Origin of the sequence: Serratia quinivorans (assembly GCF_946227985.1) — a bacterium.
GTDB classification, from domain to species: domain Bacteria; phylum Pseudomonadota; class Gammaproteobacteria; order Enterobacterales; family Enterobacteriaceae; genus Serratia; species Serratia quinivorans_A.
The window spans coordinates 1,682,640-1,701,270 of sequence record NZ_CAMKGL010000001.1 but is presented as its reverse complement, the minus strand read 5'-3'; the positions used below and the strand labels follow the sequence as shown (position 1 = coordinate 1,701,270).

General features: G+C 53.7%; 16 protein-coding genes and 1 pseudogene. 12 read left to right on the top strand and 5 right to left on the bottom strand.

The features are described 5' to 3' along the window. Window positions 1–197: 197 nt before the first annotated feature. The 10 genes and pseudogenes from OCH02_RS08010 to OCH02_RS07965 all read left to right on the top strand — a co-directional run bounded on the left by OCH02_RS08010 (window position 198) and on the right by OCH02_RS07965 (window position 9,031). On the top strand, window positions 198–902 hold the full coding sequence (locus tag OCH02_RS08010; RefSeq protein WP_261430694.1) for a hypothetical protein: 705 nt from the start codon (window positions 198–200) through the stop codon (window positions 900–902). Beyond that, window positions 895–1,320, top strand: a complete 426-nt coding sequence (locus OCH02_RS08005; protein WP_261430693.1) for a hypothetical protein — start codon at window positions 895–897, stop codon at window positions 1,318–1,320. The genes OCH02_RS08010 and OCH02_RS08005 overlap by 8 nt, the downstream gene beginning before the upstream one ends. Window positions 1,321–1,407: 87 nt before the next feature. Next, window positions 1,408–1,620, top strand: a pseudogene (locus OCH02_RS08000) (recombinase family protein); the annotation flags it as partial. Between the two features lie 41 nt (window positions 1,621–1,661). Then, on the top strand, window positions 1,662–2,330 hold the full coding sequence (locus OCH02_RS07995; protein ID WP_410001240.1) for a hypothetical protein: 669 nt from the start codon (window positions 1,662–1,664) through the stop codon (window positions 2,328–2,330). Window positions 2,331–3,235: 905 nt separating this feature from the next. After that, window positions 3,236–4,438 (top strand): lipoprotein-releasing ABC transporter permease subunit LolC, encoded by a 1,203-nt coding sequence (lolC, locus tag OCH02_RS07990; RefSeq protein ID WP_261095060.1) that lies wholly within the window; start codon window positions 3,236–3,238, stop codon window positions 4,436–4,438. Continuing rightward, window positions 4,431–5,135, top strand: a complete 705-nt coding sequence (gene lolD / locus OCH02_RS07985) for a lipoprotein-releasing ABC transporter ATP-binding protein LolD (RefSeq protein ID WP_261430692.1) — start codon at window positions 4,431–4,433, stop codon at window positions 5,133–5,135. The genes lolC and lolD overlap by 8 nt, the downstream gene beginning before the upstream one ends. Beyond that, complete coding sequence (lolE, locus tag OCH02_RS07980; RefSeq protein ID WP_261430691.1) at window positions 5,135–6,382, top strand: lipoprotein-releasing ABC transporter permease subunit LolE; 1,248 nt, start codon at window positions 5,135–5,137, stop codon at window positions 6,380–6,382. The genes lolD and lolE overlap by 1 nt, the downstream gene beginning before the upstream one ends. Before the next feature lie 55 nt (window positions 6,383–6,437). Further along, a complete protein-coding gene (nagK, locus tag OCH02_RS07975) occupies window positions 6,438–7,358 on the top strand; it encodes an N-acetylglucosamine kinase (RefSeq protein ID WP_261430690.1) in 921 nt (306 codons plus the stop codon). Window positions 7,359–7,369: 11 nt separating this feature from the next. Further along, window positions 7,370–8,206, top strand: coding sequence for a Sir2 family NAD+-dependent deacetylase (gene cobB / locus OCH02_RS07970; RefSeq protein WP_261430689.1), 837 nt, complete (start codon window positions 7,370–7,372; stop codon window positions 8,204–8,206). Between the two features lie 111 nt (window positions 8,207–8,317). Then, window positions 8,318–9,031: a MurR/RpiR family transcriptional regulator gene (locus tag OCH02_RS07965; RefSeq protein WP_261430688.1), complete on the top strand. Its 714-nt coding sequence runs from the start codon at window positions 8,318–8,320 to the stop codon at window positions 9,029–9,031. A 16-nt stretch (window positions 9,032–9,047) separates the two neighbouring features. On the opposite strand, the gene OCH02_RS07960 is transcribed toward OCH02_RS07965, so the two are convergent. Further along, on the bottom strand, window positions 9,048–10,433 hold the full coding sequence (locus OCH02_RS07960) for a glycoside hydrolase (protein WP_261430687.1): 1,386 nt from the start codon (window positions 10,431–10,433) through the stop codon (window positions 9,048–9,050). A gap of 25 nt (window positions 10,434–10,458) precedes the next feature. After that, the gene (locus tag OCH02_RS07955) at window positions 10,459–12,018 is read right to left on the bottom strand and encodes a PTS transporter subunit EIIC (RefSeq protein WP_261430686.1); all 1,560 of its coding nucleotides are present in this window, start codon (window positions 12,016–12,018) and stop codon (window positions 10,459–10,461) included. A 361-nt stretch (window positions 12,019–12,379) separates the two neighbouring features. Here OCH02_RS07955 and pepT point away from each other — a divergent pair, with 361 nt between their 5' ends. Together pepT and OCH02_RS07945 are read left to right on the top strand one after the other, a co-directional pair. Further along, the gene (gene pepT / locus OCH02_RS07950; protein ID WP_261430685.1) at window positions 12,380–13,609 is read left to right on the top strand and encodes a peptidase T; all 1,230 of its coding nucleotides are present in this window, start codon (window positions 12,380–12,382) and stop codon (window positions 13,607–13,609) included. Window positions 13,610–13,694: 85 nt separating this feature from the next. After that, window positions 13,695–14,783, top strand: a complete 1,089-nt coding sequence (locus OCH02_RS07945) for a malate/lactate/ureidoglycolate dehydrogenase (RefSeq protein ID WP_261430684.1) — start codon at window positions 13,695–13,697, stop codon at window positions 14,781–14,783. A gap of 49 nt (window positions 14,784–14,832) precedes the next feature. Here the strand turns inward: OCH02_RS07945 and OCH02_RS07940 are convergent, their stop codons facing one another. The 3 genes from OCH02_RS07940 to phoP all read right to left on the bottom strand — a co-directional run bounded on the left by OCH02_RS07940 (window position 14,833) and on the right by phoP (window position 18,173). Next, window positions 14,833–15,954, bottom strand: a complete 1,122-nt coding sequence (locus OCH02_RS07940) for a cupin domain-containing protein (protein ID WP_261430683.1) — start codon at window positions 15,952–15,954, stop codon at window positions 14,833–14,835. Window positions 15,955–16,038: 84 nt separating this feature from the next. Beyond that, entirely contained in the window at window positions 16,039–17,496 is a 1,458-nt protein-coding gene (phoQ, locus tag OCH02_RS07935; protein WP_261430823.1) for a two-component system sensor histidine kinase PhoQ, read from the bottom strand. A gap of 5 nt (window positions 17,497–17,501) precedes the next feature. Then, the gene (phoP, locus tag OCH02_RS07930; RefSeq protein ID WP_012006437.1) at window positions 17,502–18,173 is read right to left on the bottom strand and encodes a two-component system response regulator PhoP; all 672 of its coding nucleotides are present in this window, start codon (window positions 18,171–18,173) and stop codon (window positions 17,502–17,504) included. Window positions 18,174–18,631: the final 458 nt, after the last annotated feature.

Below are 18,631 nucleotides of genomic sequence, written 5' to 3'. Positions count from 1 at the left end.
CAATAACGGCAAACGGAAAATGTCTCATTGGGCTGTCTGTTTCGGGTAGGCTCAAATGAACGTCTAACTTAGTACGACTTTGCAGCAAGGGTAAGTCGGGAAGATATCGCGGTCACTTTTCTTAAAAGTAACCCCTTGCCATGTAATAGTTTTCCCTGTGTTAAAATCAATCAGTTTAAACAGGGAAAGGGTCAGGGATGAGTCAACGTAATGAAATTGTAGACGGTCGTCGTAGCAATGACCTCAGTTATGGATTGGTCTATACAGAGGTACTCGGATGGATTGATTTAGGGCATGCGCAGGGAACTGATATCAGGAATTTGTTGCGGAATATTGACTCTGGAGAGTCATCCGGCAAGGAGTATTACAAAGTTACCTATTCGCAGTCCATGACCGATCCGACCAAAACCATGAAAATGGGTAAGTTTATTACCTGGCGAATTAAACGCGGGCGCTCGGATTTCGAACGCAAAAGCATTGCACTGGCGATGATGATGTCGTTAGCCCGGAAGTTCGAAGGGTTACAGGCATCATTCCCTATAAGCCTGGCTACAGACAGCGGATTTAGCGGAGAGGATTTGGTGTCTGATTTACTGGGTTTTTACCGCGTGGTAGCCATCCAAAATCCTTTCCCTTTGTTGCGGCCAGTCAGCAAGGAAGAGGCCCTCAAACGATGGGATTATTACGGCCCGGTGGGTTCTTTCAAAAATGAAAGTTTTACGCCTCTTTTATTTCCTGACCCGGAGCAATATCCCAACGCCAGACTTCGTAAAGGTGTGTTGCCTAATTTTATGAAGACAGTCAGGCCCTGGAGTGACTTCCTGTCCGGGATTGTCAGTATTACCAGTGCTGATGGTTCATACATTGATAAAGCAAAAGGTGGAGTATTGCCTTATGCGTAACTCATTAAAATTACTCTCTATAGTTGTTGTCGTAGTTGCCGCTGCGGTGGTATATGCCTGGCCTTATATAGAAATGGAATTTGCCGGTTTCGCTAACTATACCGAACAGGATAAACGAGAGTACGAATTTTATACTCCCGATATTTTGAAAGATATGCCGCGTATTTCTGAATATTATGACTTTAATTTCACGAACGTCACGGGGCCAGCAAAACATGTTAGCGCAGTAAAGTTTTATGGTACCGATGACACTAGCAGAATTGATTCATACTTAAATGCAATCGGATACATAAAACAGGATGAATGTGATTTAAACGCATCATGCTGGCAGGGACCCGACCTTCACGAAACGGTTTATGTTGGCGTTTTGACCGGTGAGAAAACGGTCATTGTTCAGGTTGTATACAACTTCACATAAAAAACAGTGCCGTTTGTATGTCCATTAAATCGTTTTTTTATGATAACAGACACTCATTGTCTGATACTTGATTGAGAATACATTTTTATGCGACTTTTTGGTTATGCGCGGGTCTCAATCAGCCAGCAATCACTCGATATTCAGATTAAGGCCCTCAAGGACGCTGGAGCGAAAACCAACCGTATCTTTACCGACAAGGCATCCGGCAATTCTACTGACCGGGAAGGATTGGATCTGCTGAGTATGAAGGTGGAGGAAAGCGATGTCACCCTGGTGAAGAAACTTGGCCGCCTTGACCGCAGACGTAGGAGCGTTAGAGCACCATTAATGGAGATTTTTATATGGATATGCGCAACTTTGAACAATGCAGGATGATGACAAAATCGCCTTCCTGGACTTTTCTTGATGTACTCCGCTGGAAAATTCTTCCTGAAAGATTCGGCGGCGGCAGGCTCTATGCCAGAGGTTTTAAAGACGCCTGGGTCAAAAAACATAGTTCGCTTATCAGATCGGCTGCTCTTCGCTATAAACTTCCTCCAGAATTACTCGCTGGTGTCTGTTGGATTGAGGTGGGCGGTGATCCGAATATTATAGATCGTTTTGCTTTTGAGATTCGCGTCATAGATTGGAGCGGACCAGCCTATATCGACCGTAATTTCACGGTAACCTCTCCACCGGCTAAAACCTCGTTTGGGTTTGTCAGTATGCAACTGCGTACAGCCGCTAACACTATGGGCCTCAATGCAGACCAGATGAGTACATCAGAACTCAGCTCACTGTCGCAGTGCCTTGAAAAAGACACCTATAATATCAACCTCGTGGCTATGCACTTACGCCAACTTGCCGACTATGACAAGTTACCCGCTCGGATCAGTATGAATGATGTGAAAATTATTGGAGCCAGATATAACCGAGGCACCAACCCGAGTCTGGAAAGTATCAAAGGAAATACGGGGTATGGTGATTTTATTGTCAGAAATTGGCAACACTTTAATAGGCTGGTCTGGTGATAGGATTATAGCGGTATGAAAAAATTTATTAGAATTTCATTTGTTATGTTTTATCTACTGTGCATAACAGTGATTTATTTATCTATGGTTGATAAATACGATGTTGTATACGATATGGATCCGGTGATTCCTCAAGGTTCACTCAATAATAGTAGTCATAATGGAAAGGTTTTTTCCGGACTACTGTTGTTCTTTCTATTCATATCCCAGATAGTCTTTTTTTACTTTGAAAAGTCAAAAAAGTGGACATGGGCAACAGGAATCATGACAGCACTGGCATTCTTGTTTTTCTTCATTATGTGAGGCCCATTTAGATTTTTGATAACTTTTGGCAGGCTTCAGATTTGTATGTTCATCCCGCTCCCACGCTGCCGTTCCGATGCGCGCGCGATCAGGGGGCTGTTCCTGCCACCCTTGCTCTCCACTGCTGTTCAGACGGGATTCAGACCTTTTAATCAGACACATAAAACAGGATGAATGTGATTTAAACGCATCATGCTGGCAGGGACCCGACCTTCAAGAAACGGTTTATGTTGGCGTTTTGACCGGTGAGAAAACGGGCATTGTTCAGGTTGTATACAACTTCACATAACAACTCTCCATGGTTGCAGTTATCGTAAGTCTGCGCCCAACTTCACAATAGCAGTCAGTGCGAGCAAAAATTTGCGCGGAGTGCGAGCCCGACTGTTTTCGATGGCGAGCTATAACACGCGGGGAGCGAATACATTCGCCCCCGATTGAAATGGGTTCAGCAGGCAGCGCCCTTACTCAAAGCTCTGGGGCAGATGCTGCGGCGCAATGCGCGATCGGCGGAATAAAAGGCGTCAGGGTGGTTCCCTAAACGGGGTATAGCCTTTATTATCCTTGATCACTTTCGCTTAAGCTACGGCAACAAAACGGATTTCATGTATCAACCTGTCGCGTTATTCATTGGCCTGCGTTACATGCGCGGGCGGGCTTCAGACCGCTTCGGGCGGTTTGTGTCCTGGCTTTCCACCATCGGCATTACGCTGGGGGTGATGGCGTTGGTTACCGTCTTGTCGGTGATGAACGGTTTTGAAAAGGATCTGGAGAACAACATCCTCGGCCTGATGCCGCAGGCGTTGATCACCAGCCCGCAGGGGTCAATCAACCCGCAACAAATCCCGGCATCGGCGGTGCAGGGCCTGCAGGGCGTCAGCCGCGTTGCGCCCTTGACGACCGGTGACGTGGTGCTGCAAAGCGCCCGCAGCGTAGCGGTGGGGGTGATGCTGGGGGTGAACCCGGACGAAGCCGATCCGCTGACGCCGTTTCTGGTGAACGTCAAACAGCAACAGCTGCAGCCGGGCCAATACAACATCATCATCGGCGAACAGTTAGCCGGGCAACTGGGCGTTAAACGTGGCGATCCGCTGCGGGTGATGGTGCCGAGCGCCAGCCAGTTCACACCGATGGGCCGTATCCCGATCCAGCGTCTCTTTACCGTCATTGGCACCTTCCACGCCAATAGTGAAGTAGACGGTACCCAGATGCTGGTCAATCAGCAGGACGCGTCGCGCCTGCTGCGCTATCCGGCCGGCAATATCACCGGTTGGCGCCTGTTCCTGCAGCAGCCGCTGACGGTGGATACCCTCAGCCAACAGAAATTGCCGCAGGGTACCGAATGGAAAGACTGGCGCGAACGCAAGGGGGAGCTGTTCCAGGCGGTACGTATGGAGAAGAACATGATGGGGCTGTTGCTTAGCCTGATCGTGGCGGTGGCGGCATTTAACATTATTACTTCCCTTGGCCTGCTGGTAATGGAAAAGCAGGGCGAAGTGGCTATTTTGCAGACCCAGGGCCTGACGCGTCGACAGGTGATGTCGGTGTTTATGGTACAAGGTGCCAGCGCCGGTATTATTGGTTCGCTGCTCGGCACGCTGCTCGGGGTGTTACTGGCCAGCAATCTTAATAACCTGATGCCGATCCTCGGCGCATTGATTGACGGCGCATCGTTGCCGGTGGCGGTTGATCCGCTGCAGGTGACGGTCATTGCCGTAGCGGCGATGGCGGTTTCCCTGTTGTCCACGCTTTACCCTTCATGGCGCGCTGCCGCCGTACAACCCGCTGAGGCTTTACGTTATGAGTAACCATCTTTTGTTGCAGTGCGACAACCTGTGCAAGACTTATCAGGAAGGCAACCTGCATACCGACGTACTGCGTAATGTCAGCTTTGCCATGCAGCCGGGCGAGATGATGGCGATTGTCGGCAGCTCGGGCTCCGGTAAAAGTACTCTGTTGCACCTGTTGGGCGGGCTGGATTCACCAACCTCCGGCGAGGTTGTCTACAAGGGCCAGTCGCTGAATACGTTGTCCTCGGCGGCCAAGGCAGAACTGCGCAACCGCCAGCTTGGTTTTATCTACCAGTTCCACCACCTGTTGCCGGACTTTACCGCCCTGGAAAACGCCGCCATGCCACTGTTGATTGGCGGCATGAAACCGGCGCAAGCACAGGAAAAGGCGCTGGAAATGCTGACGGCGGTCGGGCTGGAAAAACGCAGCAAGCACCGGCCTTCAGAACTGTCCGGCGGTGAACGTCAGCGCGTGGCGATTGCCCGTGCACTGGTCAATAATCCGTCTCTGGTCTTGGCGGATGAGCCCACCGGCAACCTGGACAAACGCACCGCCGACAGTATCTTTGATCTGCTCGGTGAACTGAACGTGCGCCAGGGCACCGCGTTCCTGGTGGTGACCCATGACCTGCAATTGGCCAAGCGCCTCAGTCGCCAGTTGGAAATGACTGACGGCCATCTGCAGGCCCAGTTGACCCTGTTGGGGGCTGAGTAATGGCAGGCGCGTCACTTTCCTTTCTGACGGCCCTGCGTTTCAGCCGTGGGCGCAAGCGTGGCGGTATGGTGTCACTGATTTCGGTGATCTCCACTATCGGTATTGCGCTGGGCGTGGCGGTGCTGATCGTCGGCCTGAGTGCCATGAACGGTTTTGAGCGCGAACTGAAAAACCGCATTTTGGCGGTGGTGCCGCACGGTGAAATCGAACCGGTGAAACAGCCATTTAAAGACTGGTCGTCGATTCTGCAACGGGTGGAGAAGGTGCCCGGCATTTTGGCTGCCGCCCCCTATATCAACTTTACCGGCCTGATGGAAAATGGCGCGCAGCTGCGTGCGGTCGGTGTCAAAGGCGTTGATCCTCAGCAGGAAAACCAGCTCAGTGCGCTGCCGAAATACGTGCAGGGCGATGCCTGGGCCAATTTCAAAAGCGGTGAGCAACAGGTGATCCTCGGCAAGGGGGTTGCCGATGCCCTTGGCGTCAAGCAGGGCAGTTATGTGACGGTGATGATCCCCAACAGCGATCCGCAAATGAAGCTGTTGCAGCCGAAACGTATTCGTCTGCATGTGACCGGAATTTTGCAGCTCAGTGGGCAGCTTGATCACAGCCTGGCGATGGTGCCGTTGGCCGATGCCCAGCAGTATCTGGATATGGGTGACAGCGTGACCGGCATAGCCATCAAGGTGAATGATGTGTTTGCCGCCAACAAACTGGTGCGTGACGCCGGTGAGGTCACCAACTCCTACGTTTACATCAAGAGCTGGATTGGCACCTACGGCTATATGTACCGCGATATCCAGATGATCCGCGCCATCATGTATCTGGCGATGGTGCTGGTGATTGGTGTTGCCTGCTTTAATATCGTCTCTACGCTGGTAATGGCGGTGAAGGACAAGAGCGGCGATATCGCCGTGCTGCGCACCCTGGGCGCCAAAGACGGGTTTATCCGCGCCATATTTATTTGGTACGGCCTGTTGGCCGGGCTGGTGGGCAGCGTCAGTGGCGTAGTGGTCGGGGTGATCGCCTCGCTGCAACTGACCAATATCATCAAAGGGTTGGAAAAACTGATGGGGCACTCATTCCTGTCGGGAGATATTTACTTCATCGACTTCCTGCCTTCCGAACTGCACTGGCTGGACGTGGTGATTGTATTGGCGACCGCGCTGGTACTCAGCCTGTTGGCTAGCTGGTATCCGGCCAGGCGTGCCAGCCGTATCGATCCGGCACGAGTGTTGAGCGGACAATAATCAAAATCAGGGGAGGCAGAGATGCCGCCCCATTTTTTTAGCCTGAGGGTGGGTTATGTACTACGGTTTCGATATGGGCGGCACCAAGATTGAGCTGGGCGTATTCGACGCAGACCTGCAGCGCATTTGGCAAAAAAGAGTGCCGACGCCGCGTGAAGATTATCAGCAACTGCTGGCGACGTTGCGCGACCTGACCTTTGAAGCAGATGCGTTCTGCGGCCAGAAGGGCATGGTCGGCATCGGCATTCCGGGCCTGCCCAACGATGACGACGGCACCGTGTTTACTGCCAACGTGCCGGCGGCGATGGGGCAGAAGCTGCCGCATGACCTGGCTGAATTGATTGGTCGTGAAGTACGCATTGATAATGATGCCAACTGCTTTGCACTGTCGGAAGCCTGGGACGAAGAGTTCCGTCACTATCCCACCGTATTGGGCATTATTCTCGGCACCGGGGTTGGCGGCGGGTTGATCGTCGAGGGTAAGGTGGTTTCCGGGCGTAACTATATCGCTGGTGAATTCGGCCACTTCCGCCTGCCGGTAGATGCCCTTGAGGTGCTGGGCCGTGATATACCTCGCGTTCCCTGTGGTTGCGGTCATCAGGGTTGCATCGAAAATTACATTTCCGGCCGCGGTTTTGAGTGGATGTACGCTCACTTTTACCAGCAACACTTGCCTGCGCAGCAGATCATTGCGCATTATCAGTCGGGTGAGCCGCAGGCCGTGGCTCATGTCGAACGTTTTATGGACGTGCTGGCGATATGTCTGGGTAATCTGCTGACCATCATCGACCCTCATCTGGTGGTGATTGGCGGCGGGTTGTCGAACTTTGAAGCGATCTACCAGGAATTACCGCAGCGTTTGCCGGCGCATCTGTTGCGGGTGGCCAAGCTGCCGCGGATTGAAAAGGCTCGCTACGGCGACGCCGGTGGGGTGCGCGGAGCTGCGTTCCTCAATTTGGTCAACAGGGAAAAGTAAGGAGAGAGTTAATGCACACTCGCCATCGGCTGTGTCAGTTTCGCAAGAGTAAGCATGTGCTGCATCAGCGCTTTCGTTCGCGGATATTTCATCGCGACACCATGGCGGCCGCCGAGCTGAAAAAGCCGTTTGTCGTGGTGTTGACCGGGGCCGGGATCTCGGCTGAGTCGGGTATTCGCACCTTCCGCGCCGCCGACGGGCTGTGGGAAGAACACCGGGTGGAGGACGTTGCCACACCGGAAGGCTACCAGCGCGATCCGCAGCTGGTTCAGGCGTTTTACAATGAGCGTCGCCGCCAGCTGCAGTCGCCGGAGATTGCGCCTAATGCCGCACACCGTGCCCTGGCAGATCTCGAAGCCTGGCTGGGGGATAACTTCCTGCTGGTGACGCAGAATATCGATAATCTGCACGAACGTGCCGGTAGCACCCGAGTGCTGCATATGCACGGCGAACTGCTGAAAGTGCGCTGCACCAGCTCTGGGCAGGTATTTGACTGGCCGGAAGATCTTGGCGTCGACGATCGCTGCCATTGCTGCCAGTTTCCGGCACCGCTGCGGCCGCACATAGTGTGGTTCGGCGAAATGCCGCTGGGTATGGATGAAATCTATCAGGCACTGGCCAAGGCCGATTTTTTCGTTGCTATCGGCACCTCAGGCCACGTTTACCCGGCCGCCGGTTTTGTGCATGAGGCCCGGTTGGGCGGGGCGCATACCATGGAGCTGAATCTGGAACCCAGCCAGGTGGAGAGTCAGTTTGATGAAAAGCACTATGGCCAGGCCAGCGCAGTGGTACCGCGCTTTGTGCATAAATTTCTGGTAGGCAAGGTGGCACGAGCGGATCAGCCATAGGTTTGTCCCCTGGGGGAATTTTTCACCCTGGGGTTACACCCGCCGCTCCACGGGCTGTCTCTCCAGAAAATACCCACCTTCTTTCGTCATAATAGCGCCAACGGGGTGACGGTGAACTTCAAACAGGTATTCAGCCAGGCGGATCTGAGTAAAACGGATCTGGCTATTCTCAACTGTATTCTCGATAACCCCGATGCTTGTATCGACGAGGGTATTCGTGCGCTTTCCGCCCGTTGTTATAGCTCGCCGTCAACGGTGGTGCGGCTGGCAAAAAAGTTGGGATTTCGCGGCTACCTGGAGCTGGTGTATTTTATCAAATTCAACCTGGCCATGGCACCGGCCTATCTGGCTGAAAAAACGGCACCCGTGGCGGTTAGCGTGCAGCAGCAGGCGCAGTTCCTCGATCTGCTCGATGAAGGCAAAATTCTGATCCACGGCAGCGGTTTCTCGCAGCTGGTGGCGCAGTACATGTACAACAAGTTTATGACCTTGGGCATCGACAGCTATTTATCGCTGTGGCCGGACTTCGATATTCTCGATCGGGAGACGCGTTTTCGTTTCAATATGGTGATCGTGATTTCAAAATCGGGCAATAGTGGTTCGGCATTGAACTGGAGCGAGGCGGTGAAGCGTAACGATATCCGGCTGGCAGCGTTCTGTGGCGACGGTGACAGCCCGCTGGCGCAGCAGGCCGATATGCGTTTTATCTATGAAGATCGTCAGAAGTATGACCACGATATCTATTACCCCAATCCGTTCTTTGGTCACTGTTTGCTGGGGTTTGAAAACCTGATCAAGGCCTGGTTTGAACGGCGCAGCCGCTGAGGCCGCGCCGCCGGGGTTAACGCCAGTGTTCAGCATATTGCCGATGGGCCTGCAGATACTCCTCCACCAGCGTTTTTGCCAGCGAGTAGGAATTCACTAGCGGGTGCACCATCAAAGCTTTAATGGCCTTTTTACGGTTACCTTCAAGAATGGCTTCTACTGCCAACCGTTCGTACTCTTTCACCCGAGCGATCAGGTTTTTTTGCGTGTCGGGAATATCACGCATTTTCACCGGGTGAATGCCCGCACTGCTCAGTTCACAGCTGATTTCGATCACGTCCTCAGGATGCAGGAAGTCCAGCGTGTCGTTGTTTTGCATCGATACCACCACGCGTTTTTGCTGGCCGCTGTTCACCGCCTCCAGAATATCGATCGCCACCCCGGCGTAGCCACCGCTGTCCGGTTGTTCGATAAACTGTTGCAGCGTCAGCATGGCACGCTCTTTCACTTTGCCCTGGTTGGACTCGCGCTGCATATACGAGTTTTCGCGCGTCAGATAATGGCTGAAGTAGAGGCTGAAGGCCTGATCCAGCTGGTTCGGGATGTCCAGCTCGGCCAGGTCTGCCAGCATCTGCCGATTGATCTGCGCAATTTGCTCGCCGCGGGTTTCACCGGCGCTGACAATAGCGGCGATCGCTTGTTCACGGTAGTAGTAGTAATACAGATACTCATTGAGCATCAGGTTATCGGAGAGTTCGACCAGCTCGGGTGAGAAGTATTTCATGCAGGTGTCGCGATACAGGCGTGGGTCCGCCAGTAGCCGTTCGGTTACCGGCTCACCGTTGACCCTGGCATTGCGGAACCAGGACAGGTGATTCAGGCCAAAGCAGTCGATACTCAATTCACTCTCGCGGCAACCCAACAGCTCGGCCAGTTCGCGGATAAACTCGCTGGGCGCGTCACAGATGCCGTACACCTGGCGTTTAAAGCCTGACTTGATGATAGCTTCGGTCACCATGCCGGAAGGGTTGGTGAAGTTGAATAACACTGCGCCTGGCGACGACAGCCGTTCGATCAATCGGCAGTAATCGATAATCGCCGGGATTGAGCGCATTGCCATGGCGAAGCCGCCGGCACCGGTGGTTTCCTGTCCCAGAACCTGATGGTTGAGTGCGATGCGCTCATCATGAATACGCCCTTCTTCGCCGCCGATACGCAGGGTGGTGATGATATAGTCTGCACCGCTCAGTGCCTGATGCGCATCGCTGGTCAGGCTGAAGGCGATATCGCTGCGAATACGCTGGAATACCCCTTGAGCTATGGCACCGTAGATGGCCAGTTTATGTTGATCGGTGTCCATAAACACCACTTCAGTGACGCCGATACGGTGGGCGTTGTAGGCGATAGATTTGGCCAGGAACGGCGAACGCACGCCGCCGCCGCCCAGAACGGTTAATTTCATTTAATATCTCCCAAATTAATAAATGTCAGAGTGCTGCTAAATACTTCTCGACCTGGTTTTTGACCTTGCCAACGGTGACGCCGTAAATAACCTGAACCTCGCGCCTATTTTTCACCACGCCTTTGGCCCCGGTACTTTTTAATGCCGCTTCATCTACCCGTTGCATGTCTTTTAATTCTACCCTGAGCCGGGTGAAACAGTTGTCTACGGAAATAATATTGTCTTTACCGCCAAGCGCGCGAATAATTATTCCACTCAATTCATTAGGCGTACTTTTACTATTTTGATACTCCTGCTTGGTATAAAGCTTGACCTCGTCGTCATCCTCGCGGCCCGGTGTTTTCAAATTAAGCTTCAGTACCAGCGTTTTGAATACCAGGTAATAGACGGCGAACTGAATCAGGCCAATCACGACATATAGCGGCCAGCGAGTGAGGGCCACCGGCAATGGCAGGTTATACACCAGGAACTCAATCAGGCCGCTGGCACCCCAGGGCCGCACTTCGAATAGATTGCAGGCGACCTGAGACAGCGCAGTCAGCACCGCGTGGATCACCCACAGCAGCGGCGAAATAAACAGGAAGGTGAACTCGATCGGTTCAGTGATACCCACCAGAATCGACGTGGTGATGGCCGGGATCAGGATCGCCTTGGCCAACATTTTCTTTTCCGGTTTGGCGGTGTGATAAAAAGCCAGCGCCGCGCCTGACAGGCCGAAGATGGTCACCATACCTTGCTGCGAGAAGCGTAGGGCTTCATTCATCAGCGGCGAGATACTCGGGTCGCGCATATAGGCCAGGAAGATCGCCTGTGAGCCAGAAACGGTGTGGCCATCCTGCACGATCGAACCGCCGATGCTGGTGAGCTGGAACGGGGACCAGATAAAGTGATGCAGCCCGGTGGGAATAAGGAATTTCTCGAAGAAACCGTAAACGAATACGCCAAGCGAACCGGAGCTTTTCATAAAGCCAGTCAGCGAGATCAGACCGTGCGAGATAGCCGGCCACAGATAGCTGAAGGCGATGGCATACAGCACTATTACCGGCGTCATGGCGATCAGTACCAGTTTGGAGCCGCCATAAACCGATAGCACGCCGTTCAGTTCAACGTTGCACAGGCGGTTATGCACCCAGGCGATAGTGATGCCGAGGATCAGACCGAGGAATATGCCCATATCCACCACGGTGAACCCCAGCAGCTCGGTCTGTCCGGTGCCGTAAAATTCGCCGTTGATTTTTTGCGCTACGTGGCCGCTAAGCTGCAGATAAGACGAGTTGGCGCCGAGGAACATGATAAAGCACATTACCGCCACCAATGCGGCCTCGCTCTTTTTATCCCTGGCTAATCCATAGGTAATACCGATACAGAATATCAACCCAAGATTACCAAATAATGGCCAGAAGGTATCGCCGAGCATTTTCCCTACATGGAAAACCCCGGAGTTTTCATTTACCAATGTGGCGTTGGTAAGAATAGAACTTAATGCCAGGATTAAACCAATAACCGGCAAAAAGAATATCGGCCCCATCATGGCTTTGGAAAAAAGCTGCAGCTTGCTTAAGATATTATCGATAATACCTTTCATGTCAGTTCCTTTTTTATATTTTAATGGATAACGACGTTGTCGATAAAGCTCCCTGGGATGGCGAAAAAGAAAGGGGCAAACACTGCCTTGGCTAAGTTATAGGAGGAAAGATCCGGTGATGCAATTAGTCAGCGGAAATAGGTACCGGTGGTCATTGGCTGACACTCGGTGCCAGTCGTGAAGAGGATCACACAACAGAAGCCGTGGCTGGCGATAACTTTTGGTGTGGTGACCTGGTCAATGCGGGAAATCATCACAAGGGTTAATGATTTTCGTTAAATCTGGCTAAAAATGACCTGTCGCAATATTTGATCCGGATCGGTTCCGCATAATGAAACGCGATATTCTGAGGGCGGATACCATGGATAAACTACTAGATCGTTTTTTTAACTACGTCTCATTCGACACGCAATCCAAAGTGAACGTCAAACATGTGCCAAGTACCGACGGGCAAATGAAGCTGGCGCGCGCGTTGCAACAAGAAATGATTGAGCTGGGGTTTGAACGGGTGTCGCTCAGCGAGCATGGCTGCGTGATGGGCACTTTACCGGGCAACGTTGCCTGGCCCGTACCGGCCATCGGGTTTATTTCTCACCTGGATACCTCACCGGATTTTACCGGCAAACACGTTAACCCGCAGATCGTCGAAAGTTACCGCGGCGGCGATATTGCATTGGGCATTGGCGATGAGGTGCTATCTCCGGTGATGTTCCCGATCCTGCACCAGATGCTGGGGCAGACGTTGATCACCACCGACGGCAAAACGCTGCTCGGTGCCGATGACAAGGCAGGCATTGCCGAAATTCTGACCGCCATGGTGCGGTTGCAGCAACGCAATATCCCCCACGGCGATATTCGCGTGGCCTTTACGCCGGACGAAGAAGTGGGCAAGGGCGCACGGTTTTTTGACGTTGCACAATTCAATGCCGAGTGGGCCTATACCGTTGATGGCGGTGGTGTCGGTGAGCTGGAATGCGAGAACTTCAATGCGGCGTCGGTGACGGTGAAAATTGTCGGCAATAATGTTCACCCTGGGAGTGCCAAAGGGGTGATGGTGAATGCCCTGTCACTGGCAACCCGTATTCAGCAGGCGTTACCGGCAGATGAAACCCCGGAAACCACGGCCGATTATCAGGGTTTTTATCATCTCTGCAGCCTTAAGGGCAGCGTTGAGCGCGCCGAAATGCACTATATTCTGCGTGATTTCGAGCGTGAAGGTTTTGAGGTCCGCAAACGCGGGATGGTTGAGATAGCCCAGCAGGTGGGTAAAGGCCTGCCGCGGGATTGTTATATCGAAGTGACGATTGAAGACAGCTACTACAACATGCGCGAACAGGTGGCAGAACATCCCCATGTGATTGCGCTGGCGCAACAGGCGATGCGTGATTGCGATATTGAACCGGTGATGAAGCCGATTCGCGGCGACACCGACGGCGCTCAGTTATCGTTTCGCGGTCTGCCTTGTCCGAATCTGTTTACCGGCGGTTATAACTATCATTGCAAGCATGAGTTTGTTTCCCTTGAAGGGATGGAACAGGCGGTGGCCGTGATTATGCGCATCGCTGCGCTGACGGCAGAACACGCCAAATAGCTCCAATTACGATGACTATAATTGCTTGCCGTAACAATGATTTGCTCCTAGTGTAGTACGTATTTCCCGCACAAGGAGCCGTATCATGAGCACTGAACACCGTATCGATCGCCAATGCCTCGAACAGTTTGTACAGGCCATTTGGCGCCATGCCGGCAGTAGCGAGCGAGAGGCCGGGCTCGTGGCCGAACATCTGGTTCAGGCCAATCTGGCCGGACACGACTCCCACGGTGTCGGCATGATCCCGAGCTATATGGCGTCGCTGGCGCAGGGGCATTTACAGCTTAACGTTCATGCCCAGATAGTACGCGACGCCGGTGCGGTCCTGACGATTGACGGTGGTCAGGGTTTCGGCCAGGTGGTCGCCAGTGAGGCGATGGAGAAAGGCATCGAACGAGCCAGGCAGCTGGGGCTGGCGGCGGTGGCATTAAATAATTCGCACCACATCGGCCGTATTGGTCACTGGGCTGAACAGTGTGCACGTGCCGGTTTTATCTCCATTCACTTCGTCAATGTCGTGGGCGACCCTATGGTGGCACCTTTTGGCGGCAGCGATCGTCGCTTTGGTACCAACCCTTTCTGCGTTATTTTCCCCCGTACCGGTAAAAAGCCGCTGCTGCTGGATTTCGCCACCAGTGGTATCGCTTTCGGTAAAACCCGCGTGGCTTACAACAAGGGGCTGAGCGTCGCGCCGGGCTATCTGATTGACCCGCATGGACAACCCACTATCGAACCCAAAGTGATGCACGAGCAGCCGTTTGGTTCGTTGCTGCCCTTTGGCGCACATAAAGGTTATGCGCTGGCCGCCCTGTGCGAGATCCTCGGCGGTGCACTGTCGGGCGGGCGAACTACCCATAGTGCTACGCTGAAATCCAACACCGACGCCATTTTCAACTGTATGACCACCATTATCCTCAACCCTGAGGCCTTTGCGGCACCTGAGATGCAAAGTGAGGCTGAGGCGTTTATTGACTGGGTTAAAGCCTCACCGCCAAGTGACGGTCGGCCGATTGAGGTACCGGGGGAGTGGGAAGAGGCGAATCGCGAACAACGCTTGCAGCAGGGGATCCCGATAGATGCCAACACCTGGCAGCAGATTTGCGCAGCAGCCAGGCAGGCGGGCATGCCGGACGATGAGCTTGATGCTTACCTGACGCAGGCGCTGCGGGCATAAAAAAAGCCACTCGCCTGGGGCGGGTGGCTTTATGAGAATGATTTCAGCTTCAGTCTTTAAAATACCAGTAGCCACTGTTGATCAGTGCGGTCAGCAGCGCCAGGAACGACGGATCGTCCACCGCGTCACCCAACTGGGTAGCATTGACGCTGAAGTTCTGGCACATGGCATCGACAGCCTGCAGATGCACGGTATCCATCAGTTCGCCGTTCACAAAGCACTGATCGCCAACGCGCAGTACGCGCAGGCCACCCAGACGTTGTAATGGCTCGCCCTGCTGTAGCAGTTCGTAGATTTCGCCTGCCTGGTAAGGCGGCTCCGGCGGCGCGGCATCCAGCTCGTGACGGGTCTGGGAGATAAACTCGCCGAACCACTGTTGGAAGTGTTCCGGTTGCTCAACCAGATCCAGCATCATCTGGCGCAGGGCGTCGACTTCCTGCGGCAGCACTTGCGCCGGATGTTCACGCAGCTGAATGTCAGGATCGCTGTAACGTTTGCTGCCCAGCTCGCGTGCCAGCACGTGGTCGGCAAAGCCGCTAATCAATTCACGACCGTTCGGTGCGCGGAAACCCACCGAGTAATTCAGCGCGTTTTCCAGCGCGTAGCCTTCATGCGGGAAGCCCGGCGGAATATACAGAATATCGCCCGGTTCCATTTCTTCATCGATAATGGCGTCAAAAGGTTCAACCTGCAGCAGGTCCGGGTGCGGACAGTGCTGTTTCATCGGCACTTTTTCGCCCACGCGCCAGCGACGGCGGCCGGTACCCTGAATGATAAACACGTCGTACTGATCTAAATGCGGGCCAACGCCGCCGCCCGGTACCGAAAACGAAATCATCAGGTCGTCCATCCGCCAGTCCGGCAGTTGACGGAACGGGCGCATCAGCGCGCTGGATGGCTCATGCCAGTGATCGACTGCCTGCACCAGCAGCGACCAGTTGTTCTCGCTCAGGTGGTCAAAGCTCTCAAATGGGCCGTGAGCCACCTGCCAGCGGCCGTCCTGGTGGCTAACCAAACGGCTGTCCACTTCGTTTTCCATCGCCAGCCCAGCCAGCTCATCCGGGGAGATCGGATCGATAAAGTTTTTGAAGCCACGCTTCAGAATCACCGGACGCTTTTGCCAATAACGCTGCAAAAAGTCGTTCCAGTCCAGATCTAATTGATAATCCATGTTCTATTCCAGGATAGAGGAGTGAGCCTGAGTGCGATTATAACGGAAGTTTGGCCCCGTGGATCGGGGCCTGAGCAACAGAATTTACTCGTTATGGTGGGAGTCGTGCTGACGAGCGAAAGTGACCTGCATCCGTGCGCCGCCAAGCGGGCTGTCACTGATGGTAATGGAGCCGTCGTACTGCTCAATAATCTCCGCCGCTACCGATAATCCCAAGCCCTGACCGGGGCGTAATGTGTCTACCCGCTGGCCGCGCTGGAAGATCAACTCGCGTTTGCTTTCCGGAATGCCTGGGCCGTCGTCATCGATGACGATGGTGAGATATTTATCGGAGTGGAGGGAGGTGATTTCAACGAATTCCAGACAGTACTTGCAGGCATTTTCCAGTACGTTACCCATCACTTCCATAAAGTCGTTTTTTTCACCCATAAAGGTCACTTCCGGCGAGATATCCAGCGTGATCGCCACGCCTTTGCGCTGATATACCTTGTTCAGCGCCACCGTCAGGCTGTCCAGCAGGGCCGGTACCGAATGGATCTCGCGAGTCAGCACCGTTTGCCCGGAGTTGATGCTGGCGCGATGCAGGTAGTAGCCAATTTGCTGAGAGATACGCCCGATCTGATCCAGCATGATCGGCTCGACTTCCTCGATAGTGGTTTGTTTGCCGGTACGCAGTGAGCGTAATGTGGTTTGCAGTACCGCCAACGGGGTTTTCAGGCTGTGGGTCAGATCGGAAAGCGTGGTGCGGTATTTGGTATAGCGCTGACGCTCGTTGCGAACCAGAATATTCAGATTGCGTACCAGCCCGCGCAGTTCGCTGGGGGGGTTCTCGTCGAGCTGTTCCCGTTCACCGTTTTCCAGTTCGCCGACCTGATTCACCAGCGCCTGGATCGGTCGCAGGCTCCAATAGGCCGCCAGCCACAGCAGGGGCACTACCAACAGCAGGTTAGCCAGCAACACATAGCTGAACCATTCCCAGACTACGTCTGAACGCTGAAGTTCCTGCGGGATAGTGTCGACCACCACGATGCTTAGCGCCGGCAATCTTGTGGTCGCCGCATAGGTATTGACCGCCACGGAGTGGGTCAGCGCATTCTGGTCGTTGTCGTCATAGTCTTTGAGCTGATCCTGCGCTTTGGGGTTGTTACCCAGGACTTCGCTACTGATTCGGGTATCGGTATCAACTTCGTAGAAACCGGATTCTTCCAGCCACTCTTTGTTGATCCGTTTTTCCAGTTCCGGTACCTGACGCTGGCTCCACAGCAGCTTGCCCTTATCGTCGTAAATAAACACCAGGGTAGGGAAGTTGAGATCGATATCGGGCGGAATGGCGATGGTGAGCTTGTTGTCTTTCCATTGGGCCAGGCTGAAAAACAGGTTGCTTTCACCGCGCAGCAGGCGGAAGGCGGTTTTGTCGAAGCTGACGATATAACCCACTACCGCAACCAGACCATAGGACAGTGAAAGCGCCAGGATCACCCCGGCGGTGGCCATCAAAAAGCGGGCTCGTAGGGAAAAAGGCTTTTTATTTTTGTTGAACATCATGTTCACTTCGCATCAAAACGATAGCCCTGGCCACGAACCGTGGTGATCACTTCCTGTGGGTATTCGGCCTGCACCTTTTTACGCAAACGGCCCATCAGTACGTCGATGGTGTGGCTTTCGCGCAGTTCGGCGTCCGGATACAGCTGCAACATCAGCGAGTCTTTACTGACCACTTTACCGGCGTTGCGGATTAAGGTTTCGATAATGGTGTATTCAAACGCGGTCAGTTTGATTTGCTGTTCGTTGACGCTCAGCTCACGGCGCGAAAGGTCGATTTGGAACGGCGGCAAGACGATCACCTGGGAGGCCAGGCCGCTGTTGCGGCGCATCAACGCCTGCATACGGGCAATAACTTCTTCCAAATGAAACGGCTTGGTGACGTAGTCATCGGCACCGGCTTCCAGCACCGCGACCTTGTCTTGCCAGCTCTCACGGGCGGTCAGCACCAGGATCGGTAATTTCATTTGGTGGGCGCGCCAGCGGCGGATCAGGCTCAGGCCGTCTTCACCCGGCAGGCCGAGATCGACAATCGCGATATCCGGCGCATGCTCCTGCAGGAAGTAATCGGCTTCTTTGGCATCTTCTGCCGCATCAACCTGGTGGCCCATTTCACGCATCTGTACGGAGAGGTGGTGGCGCAGTAAACCGTTATCTTCAACAACCAGTACTCGCATGGTGGACTCCTGTATATCTGCGGGTGAACATCCTGTCACCCACGCTGAAAAGGTAACACGCTCGGCAGCGTGTGAGGGATAGCGTGCAATAACCTTGACCATCCGAACGTGATATTGACGTTATGGTAGGTATAACCAGCATTTACCGCAAGGGACGCAGAGCCTTGGCTGGAAATAAGCGCTATCGATTTTTGGTGCGCGGTCATTATCGGCAACGTCCAATAAACGTTGGATAAACAATGCCCATGAGAAGTTAAACCAAACTTAAACGGAAAGGGCTGCGAGAAGAAGGCAGGAGCTCAATCGTTTGGGCTCCCGGCAGATATTAAGGGTGCTCTGGTTTGGTGACGCTGTTTTTGCGGATCTCCTGTACCTGAGCGGTGGTTACGGCCGGTCTTCAGGGCGCGGGTGATATCCTCCGCGCGCCAGCGGCCCAGGCCGCCAGTGAGATTAATGCC

What these genes read in the sequence shown, in the direction of transcription:
- OCH02_RS08010 (WP_261430694.1), top strand. Translation starts at nt 198, where the DNA reads ATGAGTCAACGTAATGAAATTGTAGACGGTCGTCGTAGCAATGACCTC.
- OCH02_RS08005 (WP_261430693.1), top strand. Translation starts at nt 895, where the DNA reads ATGCGTAACTCATTAAAATTACTCTCTATAGTTGTTGTCGTAGTTGCC.
- OCH02_RS07995 (WP_410001240.1), top strand. Translation starts at nt 1,662, where the DNA reads ATGGATATGCGCAACTTTGAACAATGCAGGATGATGACAAAATCGCCT.
- lolC (WP_261095060.1), top strand. Translation starts at nt 3,236, where the DNA reads ATGTATCAACCTGTCGCGTTATTCATTGGCCTGCGTTACATGCGCGGG.
- lolD (WP_261430692.1), top strand. Translation starts at nt 4,431, where the DNA reads ATGAGTAACCATCTTTTGTTGCAGTGCGACAACCTGTGCAAGACTTAT.
- lolE (WP_261430691.1), top strand. Translation starts at nt 5,135, where the DNA reads ATGGCAGGCGCGTCACTTTCCTTTCTGACGGCCCTGCGTTTCAGCCGT.
- nagK (WP_261430690.1), top strand. Translation starts at nt 6,438, where the DNA reads ATGTACTACGGTTTCGATATGGGCGGCACCAAGATTGAGCTGGGCGTA.
- cobB (WP_261430689.1), top strand. Translation starts at nt 7,370, where the DNA reads ATGCACACTCGCCATCGGCTGTGTCAGTTTCGCAAGAGTAAGCATGTG.
- OCH02_RS07960 (WP_261430687.1), bottom strand. Translation starts at nt 10,433, where the DNA reads ATGAAATTAACCGTTCTGGGCGGCGGCGGCGTGCGTTCGCCGTTCCTG.
- OCH02_RS07955 (WP_261430686.1), bottom strand. Translation starts at nt 12,018, where the DNA reads ATGAAAGGTATTATCGATAATATCTTAAGCAAGCTGCAGCTTTTTTCC.
- pepT (WP_261430685.1), top strand. Translation starts at nt 12,380, where the DNA reads ATGGATAAACTACTAGATCGTTTTTTTAACTACGTCTCATTCGACACG.
- OCH02_RS07945 (WP_261430684.1), top strand. Translation starts at nt 13,695, where the DNA reads ATGAGCACTGAACACCGTATCGATCGCCAATGCCTCGAACAGTTTGTA.
- OCH02_RS07940 (WP_261430683.1), bottom strand. Translation starts at nt 15,954, where the DNA reads ATGGATTATCAATTAGATCTGGACTGGAACGACTTTTTGCAGCGTTAT.
- phoQ (WP_261430823.1), bottom strand. Translation starts at nt 17,496, where the DNA reads ATGTTCAACAAAAATAAAAAGCCTTTTTCCCTACGAGCCCGCTTTTTG.
- phoP (WP_012006437.1), bottom strand. Translation starts at nt 18,173, where the DNA reads ATGCGAGTACTGGTTGTTGAAGATAACGGTTTACTGCGCCACCACCTC.